The sequence below is a fragment of the Paracoccus sp. PAMC 22219 genome (genome assembly GCF_000787695.1).
Taxonomy (GTDB): domain Bacteria; phylum Pseudomonadota; class Alphaproteobacteria; order Rhodobacterales; family Rhodobacteraceae; genus Paracoccus.
This window is the reverse complement of the sequence record NZ_BBPH01000126.1, coordinates 1-8,424: the sequence shown is the minus strand read 5'-3', so window position 1 is coordinate 8,424 and position 8,424 is coordinate 1. Positions and strand designations below refer to the sequence as shown.

The 8,424-nt window shown below is 66.7% G+C and carries 9 protein-coding genes; all 9 read right to left on the bottom strand.

Annotation, left to right across the window (positions count from 1 at the left end; translation table 11 throughout):
• A partial coding sequence (locus tag TY51_RS13915) for a substrate-binding domain-containing protein (RefSeq protein ID WP_042250447.1) occupies nucleotides 1–590 on the bottom strand: 590 nt, incomplete at its 3' end.
• A 248-nt stretch (nucleotides 591–838) separates the two neighbouring features.
• Nucleotides 839–1,981 (bottom strand): Gfo/Idh/MocA family protein, encoded by a 1,143-nt coding sequence (locus TY51_RS13910; protein WP_197054768.1) that lies wholly within the window; start codon nucleotides 1,979–1,981, stop codon nucleotides 839–841.
• 1 nt (nucleotide 1,982) lies between these two features.
• On the bottom strand, nucleotides 1,983–3,035 hold the full coding sequence (locus TY51_RS13905; protein ID WP_042250446.1) for a sugar phosphate isomerase/epimerase: 1,053 nt from the start codon (nucleotides 3,033–3,035) through the stop codon (nucleotides 1,983–1,985).
• Nucleotides 3,036–3,380: 345 nt separating this feature from the next.
• Entirely contained in the window at nucleotides 3,381–3,854 is a 474-nt protein-coding gene (locus TY51_RS13900) for a DUF427 domain-containing protein (RefSeq protein ID WP_052650220.1), read from the bottom strand.
• Nucleotides 3,854–4,234, bottom strand: a complete 381-nt coding sequence (locus tag TY51_RS13895; RefSeq protein ID WP_042250440.1) for a thiol-disulfide oxidoreductase DCC family protein — start codon at nucleotides 4,232–4,234, stop codon at nucleotides 3,854–3,856. Before TY51_RS13895 ends, TY51_RS13900 begins: the two co-directional genes overlap by 1 nt.
• A 132-nt stretch (nucleotides 4,235–4,366) precedes the next feature.
• Nucleotides 4,367–5,440 (bottom strand): 2,3-butanediol dehydrogenase, encoded by a 1,074-nt coding sequence (locus TY51_RS13890; protein ID WP_042250438.1) that lies wholly within the window; start codon nucleotides 5,438–5,440, stop codon nucleotides 4,367–4,369.
• A 25-nt stretch (nucleotides 5,441–5,465) separates the two neighbouring features.
• Complete coding sequence (locus tag TY51_RS13885) at nucleotides 5,466–6,236, bottom strand: acetoin reductase (protein ID WP_042250436.1); 771 nt, start codon at nucleotides 6,234–6,236, stop codon at nucleotides 5,466–5,468.
• A 52-nt stretch (nucleotides 6,237–6,288) separates the two neighbouring features.
• The gene (locus TY51_RS13880; protein ID WP_042250433.1) at nucleotides 6,289–8,088 is read right to left on the bottom strand and encodes an NAD(P)/FAD-dependent oxidoreductase; all 1,800 of its coding nucleotides are present in this window, start codon (nucleotides 8,086–8,088) and stop codon (nucleotides 6,289–6,291) included.
• A gap of 140 nt (nucleotides 8,089–8,228) precedes the next feature.
• The coding region (locus TY51_RS22045) for a helix-turn-helix domain-containing protein (RefSeq protein ID WP_042250430.1) at nucleotides 8,229–8,424 on the bottom strand (196 nt) is incomplete at its 5' end.

Sequence of the window (8,424 nt, the reverse complement as noted above, 5' to 3'; positions counted from 1 at the left end):
GATTCGTCGCGATTCCAGTTGCCATGCTCCATCCCCAGGATCTCGATCCCGCTGCCTTCGATGGCGGCCTCGAAGCCCTCGACACGCTCGTTGTCGATCGAGGTGGGGATGCCGCGCAGGACGACGATCTTGCCGCCGTCGGGCATCGCCTCGGCCATGTATTCGCCCGAGACGCGGCCGAAACCCGGATTGTCGCCCGCGACATACAGGTCCTGGATGCCCTCGACCGACAGGCCGCGATCGACGACCGTGACCCAGGCCCCCGACTGCTTGACGTTCTGGACCGGTCCGGTCAGCGGCTCGGATTCGAACGGCAGGACCACCAGCGCGTCGATCTCGCGGGTTGCCACCATGTCCTCGATGTCGTTGACCTGCTGGCCCGGATCCGAGGCCGTGGCCAGCGCGAATTCCAGGTTCGGATAGGTTTCGGACAGCCGTTCGATGGCCGCCTGCGCGAAATAGTTCATGCCCCCCGCCCAGCCATGGGTCGCGGCGGGGATCGAGACGCCGATCACCATCCTGTCGTCCTGTGCAAATGCGGGCGTGGCAAGGACCAGCGCGATGGCGGCCCCGGATGCAAGTTGTCTCATGTCGTCCTCCCTGTCGGTCGCCGGATCAGGTTCCGGCCTTGGTTTCGCGCTGCAAGACCACAGCGGGAATGGTGATCGCCCCTGGACGGCTCCGTTCAAACACGGCGGGACGAAATCTGTCAAATCAAGGGCAGTGCCGGTGCCTGCCTGCTGGCCGACCGGTGTGGTGGTCGCGCGAGTGTCGATCAGGCAACGCGGGGCAACGGCAATGTCCACGTCATGCAGCACATGGGCCAGGCCGATCAGGCTCACAGCGTCACCCAGACCGCATCGGCCTGCGAGGAGCGCAGGCAGGCGTCGATGAAGCGCATTCCGGCCAGCCCCTCGGCCAGCCCCGGCAGCAGGTCCAGCACCGGGTCGCGCCGCCCCTCGCGCGCGGCCCTTATCGCCTGCGCGGCCCCGGCATAGAGGGTCGCGAACCCTTCCAGGTAACCCTCCGGGTGGCCGCCCGGAATGCGCGTCACGGCCGCCGCCGCCTCCGAGGCCCCTGCCCCGCCGCGTGTCAGCAGGCGCTTTGGGTGGCCAAAGGGGGTGTGCCACAGATAGTTCGGATCCTCCTGTGCCCATTCCAGCCCGCCCGCCGCGCCAAAGACCCGCAGGCGCAGGCCGTTCTCGCATCCCGGCGCAACCTGGCTGCACCACAGCATCCCCCGCGCACCATCCGCGAACCGCAGCATCACATGCGCATTGTCATCGACCCGCCGCCCCGGCACGAAACTTTGCAGATCGGCAGCCAGTGCATGGACCGCCTGCCCGGTGACGAAACAGGCCAGGTTGTGCGCATGCGTGCCGATATCGCCGATGGACCCACCCTTTCCCGACCGTTCCGGATCGGTGCGCCATTCCGCCTGCTTGTTGCCGCCCGTTTCTTCGGCGGCTTCGGTCAGCCAGTCCTGCGGATATTCGACCTGCACCACCCGGACTGCGCCCAGATCGCCTGCGGCGATCATCTGGCGCGCCTGCCGGATCATCGGATAGCCGGTATAGTTGTGGGTCAGGATGAACAGCGCGTCCGACGCCTCGACCGACTGTGCCAGCGCATCCGCCTGCGCCATCGTGGCGGTCAGCGGCTTGTCACAGATGACGTGGATACCGCGCGACAGAAAGGCCTGCGCCGCCGCCGCGTGGACATGGTTCGGGGTCACGATGGACACGGCCTCGATCCCGTCGGGGCGCGCGGCCTCTGCCGCGGCCATCGCGTCGAAGCTGTCATAGCATCGGTCCGCGTCCAGCCCAAGCGCCGCGCCGCTGGCCCGCGCCCGTTCCGGCGTCGACGACAGGGCCCCGGCCACCAGATCGAACTCCCCGTCCAGACGCGCGGCAATGCGGTGGACCCCGCCGATGAAGGCGTCGTTGCCGCCACCCACCATCCCCAGCCTGATCCGTGCCATGTCAGATCCCCAGCATGCGGCGGTTGGCGGCCTGATCGGCCTTGCCATCCGCGAAATCGTCAAAGGCCCGCTCGGTCACGCGGATGATGTGGTCGCGCACGAAGGCCGCGCCCTCGCGTGCGCCGTCTTCGGGATGCTTGAGGCAGCACTCCCATTCCACGACCGCCCAGCCATCGAAATCATTGGCCGTCAGCCTGGAGAACACCGCCCCGAAATCGACCTGCCCGTCGCCCGGGCTGCGGAACCGCCCCGCCCTTTTGACCCAAGGCTGAAAGCCGCCATAGACGCCCTTGCGCCCGGTCGGATTGAACTCGGCATCCTTGACGTGGAACATGCGGATCCGGTCGGCATAGATGTCGATGTTGTCCAGATAATCCAGGCATTGCAGGACGTAATGCGACGGATCGTACAACATGCAGGCGCGGGCGTGATTGCCGGTCCGCTCCAGGAACATCTCATAGCTGTCGCCGTCATGCAGATCCTCTCCCGGGTGGATCTCATAGCAGACGTCGACCCCGCAATCCTCGGCATGGTCCAGCAGCGGGCGCCAGCGACGGGCCAGTTCGTCAAAGGCGGTCTCGACCAGTCCGGCGGGGCGCTGCGGCCAGGGATAGACGAAGGGCCATGCCAAGGCCCCCGAAAAGCTGACCATGGCGCCCAGACCCATGTTCCGCGATGCGGTCAGCGCCTTGCGGACCTGATCCACCGCCCATTCCTGCCGCGCCTTGGGATCGCCGCGCATCTCCGGGACGGTGAACCCGTCAAAGGCCGCGTCATAGGCCGGGTGGGTGGCGACCAGCTGGCCCTGCAGATGGGTCGACAGCTCTGTCACCTCGACACCGTTCGCGGCCGCAACGCCCTTGAATTCATCGCAGTAATCCCGGCTTTCCGCGGCCCGGGCCAGGTCGATCAGGCGCGTGTCCCAGCTGGGCACCTGCACGCCCTTGTAGCCGCAATCGGCGGCCCATTTCGTGATCCCGTCCCAGTTGTCGAACGGCGCAGTGTCACCGGCGAATTGCGCCAGAAACAAAGCCGGCCCCTTGATCGTCTTCATGGTGTCCCCTCTTGCAGCACGTGCCGGCGCAGCCGGGCCGGACAGGAGAGCGTCAACCAGTGTCCCTCAGGCATGCCGACCGTTCCAAAGGCGTCACGCCATTCGTCGTCCAGCACCGGTTACCCGTGCCAAACGCTTCAGCAAGCACCGTCAGTCATGTCGCGCGTCTCTGAGAAGGCGTCGTGCCAACCCAATGGCTGCCTCACGCACGAACACCGTCTTCTTCTCCCCACACTGACGCTGACACACAGAAATGACTTACGTCAATCAGAATCAGAAGAAGATATGTCATGGGAGTCGACATTCGCGCCGCCTCCCGCGGTTCAAAGCCGTGGTGGCGGGATGCTACCAGTGAAGGGTGCCGGGCGCGCCTTTTATCCGTCCGTCAAGATTGGACGTGACCCACCCGCCATAGAAATCGCCCGGCTGCGGAATGACACGCAGATCACCGACCCAGGCCTCGTCCAGCAGGCCGGCATAGAAGGCAAAGTGACCGATCAGCGGCGCAAAGCCTTCCGTCGGGCGGTCATAGGCCCAGCCTGCGCGAAGGGCGGTGGCGTCCCCCGCGATCACGTCGACATAGCGTGCCACGCCCTTCCACTCGCAAAAGCTGCTGCCCGCCGCCGGGCGCAGGGTCGCATGGATATCCGCCACGGGCAGATAGTAGCTGGGCGCGTGATGCGTCTCCAGGACGCGCAGTGCGCGCACTGTATCGGCCAACAGAACGCCGCCATGGCGGATGACGATGCGATGCGGGACGGGCTGCACGACGGGCGGGCGCGGATAGGACTGCACATTCTCTCGGGGCAGTTCGGCCATCACGGTTCCCCGCGGCGCTGTCGGCGCAGATGCCACTCGTAGATCAGCGGTGCCAGCACACGATCATAGATCACCGACGCGACATGCCGGATGACCGGCAGACCGACGATCCGGCCCAGCCAGCGATAGCGCGGCATCTGCGCCCACAGCACCAGAAAGGCCGGAATGCCCGATGTCAGCTTTCCGTCATGCAGCACATAAAGCCGCCGTGCCGCCGTATCGCTGTCCAGTCCCCACCCCGATCGTGCGTCGGAATTCAGATCATCGAACCTGATCGGCAATCCGGCCGCCTTCGCATAGCGAGCATAGTGTCCGATCTCGGCGCTGCACACCGGGCAGGAGCCATTGTACAGCACAGAGGTGGTTGCTTTATTGTCCATGGTCCAAGAATGGACATTCGCGGGCCGATATCCAATAGGCGCCATGTCGCAGGGCGATCCGAACGTTTCGCCGCAGGCATGGCGATCTTGCGTATCGTCATGCCCGCCGTGACGTGCGGACCCAAGGACCTGTCAACGCGACAGGTCGATCAGGATCTTCAGTTGCGTTCCGGCCGGGTCCAGCAGCCGGTCGAACCCTTCGGTTATGGCCTCGTCCAGACCGATGCGGCGCGTCACGACCTTGGCGGCGGGCAGTGCGCCCGAGGCGATCATGCCCGCGACACGCGGCCAGTAATGCGTCGGATAGGCCCAACTGCCCCGCAGGTCGACATCCTTGAAGGTGACCGCGAACCAGTCCAGCGGGTTGTCATGCGGGTGCAGGCCGGTCTGCACGACGACCCCCTGCTTGCGCACCGCGTCCAGGCAGGCCTTGAGCGCATGCTCGTTGCCCACGCATTCGATCGCCACGTCGCAGCCCACCCCGCCCTCGGTCGCGGCGCGGACCGCGTCGCCGACCGACGCCTTGGTCGGGTTCAGCGTGACAACGTCGGGCAGAAGGTCGCGCACCAGCGCCAGTCGCGTCTCGTTCGGGTCGGACACGAACAGCCGCACCGCCCCCGCCGCCCGCGCCGCCATCAGCGTCAGCACACCGATGGGCCCCGCCCCGGTCACCAGAACGGATGATCCAGCAAAGACCCCGCCCCGGTCGCAGGCATAGACGGCGACAGCCGTGGGCTCGATCAGGGCCACGGCCTCGTCGGGCAGGTCGTCGGGGATCTTGACGATGTTGTAATCGTTCAGCAGCGCGCGTTCCGCCATGCCGCCCGAATGCCAGGACAGACCCGCCAAGGCCAGCTGATCGGACAGGTGGAACAGCCCGCGATCGGCATAGTAATCGCCCGACCGGGGCATGATCAGCGGCTGGACGGACACGCGGTCGCCGGGGGCCACATGGGTGACGCCCGCACCCACGGCCTCGACCACGCCGCCGAATTCGTGGCCCAGGACCTGGGGGCCGTGGGCGCCGGTGAAGGCATGCGGCTCTTTCGGGATGAAGATCGGGCCATAGGCGTATTCGTGCAGGTCGGTGCCGCAGATGCCGCAGAACGTGTTGCGGATCAGAACCTGACCTGCGGCGGGCGCCGCAGGCGCGTCGATATCCTCGATGCGCAGGTCGCGGGCGGCGTGAAAACGCAGGGCTTTCATGGGATGCTCCTTTGGGGGAATGGGGTCAGCGATAGACCAGGCCGCCATCCATGATGACGCATTGACCAGTCATGTAATCGCTGTCGGGGCTGGCCAGATAGGACACCAGTCGGGCCACGTCCTCGGCGGTCTGGGGCCGACCCAGGGCGATGCCGCCGACAAAGGCGTCGAAAGTCTCGCCGACCTTGGCACCGGTGACCTCGGCGAACCGGGCGTCGATCTGGGTCCACATGTCGGTGCCCACCACGCCGGGACAGTACGCGTTCACGGTGATCCCGTCGGCGGCGAATTCCTTGGCCGCCACCTGGGTCAGGGCGCGGACCGCGAACTTGGTCCCGCAATAGGCGCCCAGCATCGCATACCCCTCGTGCGCGGCAATGGACGCGGCGGACACGATCTTGCCCGCCCGGCCCTGCGCCTTGAAATGCGCCGCGGCCGCTTGGATGCCCCACAGCACGCCCTTGACGTTGACGGCATGGATGCGGTCCATCTCGTCCTCGGTGATGTCGGCGATGGGTTGGACCTGCGCGATGCCCGCGTTGTTGATCATCACGTCGAACCCGCCCAGCTCGGCCTCGGTGCGGGCAACGGCGTCGATCACGGCGGCGCGGTCGGTGACGTCCAGACGGATCGTCACCACGGGGCCGTCGATGGTGGCCGCGGCGCGGTCCAGCGCGTCCTGGTCCAGATCGGCCAGCGCCACGGCCAGCCCGTCGCGGGACAGGCGCTGTGCGATGGCAAGCCCGATCCCTCTGGCGGCGCCGGTGACCAGCGCCACCCTGTTGTCGGTGGTCATGATGTCTCTCCTTGGGAAAGGGTGGCCCGGCAGGGTGCCGGGCCAGTGCCGGTCAGGACAGGTGATGCACCTGCTGCAGCCCGTGGACGGGGGTGTCGATCCCCTCGGCCCGCGCCTTCAGCTGCAGCGCCAGATACAGCGAATAATGCCGCGACTGGTGCAGGTTGCCGCCGTGGAACCACAGGCCGGGCTGCTGGGTCGGCTTCCACATGTTGCGCTGTTCGCCCTCCCAGGGACCGGGATCCTTGGTGGTGCCCGATCCCAGGCCCCAGACCTTGCCCACCTTGTCGGCCACGTCCTGCCCGATCAGGTCAGCGGCCCACCCGTTCATCGAGCCATAGCCGGTCGCATAGACGATCAGGTCGGCGGGCAGTTCCTCTCCGGTATCCAGCAGGACGCCGTTTTCGGTGATCTCGACCAGCTGGCCATGGGCAAGCTTGATCTTGCCGTCGATAATCAGCTGGCTGGCACCCACGTCGATGTAATAGCCCGACCCCCGGCGCAGGTACTTCATGAACAGCCCGCTGTCGTCGTCGCCGAAGTCCAGCTTGAAGCCCGCCTTTTCCAGCCCGGCATAGAAATCGGCGTCGCGTTCGCGGATCTGGTTGTACAGCGGGATCTGCCATTGGTGCATGATCTTGTAGGGCAAGGATGCAAAGATCAGGTCGGCCTTTTCGGTCGTCATGCCGCCCGCGACGGCCTCCTCGGAGTACAGCGCCCCCAGACCGATCTCCATCAGGCTGTCGGATTTGACGATATGGGTCGATGACCGCTGGATCATCGTGACATCCGCGTCATGTTCCCACAGCGCCGCCGCGATGTCGTGGGCCGAATTGTTGGACCCTACGATCACCACCTTCTTGCCCGCATAGGCGTCGGGGCCGGGGTGTTTCGACGAATGGTGCTGTTCGCCCTTGAACCGGTCCATGCCGGGAAAGTTCGGGACGTTCGCCTTGCCCGACATGCCGGTGGCCAGAACCAGCTCCTTGGGGTGCAGGGTCACCTCCTGACCGTCGCGGTCGATCACCACGGTCCATTCACCCTTCGCCGCGTCATAGCTGGCCTGCCTGCAGGTGCTGCGGGTCCAGTAGTTCAGCTCCATCACCCGCGTGTACATCTCCAGCCAGTCGCCGACCTTGTCCTTGGGGGCAAAGACGGGCCAGGTGTCGGGGAATTTCATGTAGGGCAGATGGTCGTACCAGACCGGGTCGTGCAGGCACAGCGACTTGTAGCGACGCCGCCAGCTGTCGCCGGGACGATCGTTGGTGTCGATGATGATCGCGGGCACGCCCAGATGCCGCAGCCGCGCGCCAAGCGCGATGCCCCCCTGCCCGCCGCCAATGATCAGCGTGTGGGGCTGGCGCGAGTATCCCAGCTCGGCCGCCTCGGCCTCGCGCTCCTCGCGCCAGCTGGGGCGGTTCTTGCCGGCGCCGTGCTTGGCGCCCATCGGACGAGACGCGCCCTTGGCCTCCTCGTGGCCCTTCAGCTCCTGCAGGGCGGTCAACAACGTCCAGATGCGCCCGTCGCGCAGCCGTACCAGACCATAACCGCGCCCGACCTTGGTCTCGAACGTGAACCAGGCGGTGACGACACCGCCCTCGTCAGACACGGGTTCGGCCGGGTCCACCTGCCAGCCGGTGGGGGCGATGTGGCCCAGTTGCGCGCGCAGCATGTCGGCCACCTGGTCCGGCCCCTCCAGCGTGCGGATGTTCCAGGTAAAGCTGACCAGATCGCGCCAGTGGCAATCGGTCGCAAACAGCGCCTTGGCGCGGTCGATGTCGCCCGCCTCCAGCGCCTGGCCCAGATCGTCCAGCACCGCCTGTGCGCGCTGTTCGGCTGTGGTGTCCAGCATGGTGGTTCCTCCCTCAATTCGGTCTCCCGAGGGGGAGGGTGCAGGCCGTCACCCGGTCCGGCACAGCGAAATCGACCGCCGCGACGCGGCAATCGCATGCCGCGCCGCAATACCGTTGCGCGCGCAACGCCCGCGCAACATCATTCCAGGGCGCGCAACCGCCGCAACACGGTGGACCGGTTGACGCCCAGCCTGCGCGCCGCCAGCGCCATGTTCCCCCCGCAGGCCGCCAGCACCTGGTGCAGATCGTCGCCGGGCATGTCCGCGGGCGCATCGGCCTCCAGCAGGGGCAGCGGCAGGTCGTGGCTGTCGATCACCCGCCCCTCGGCCAGCAGG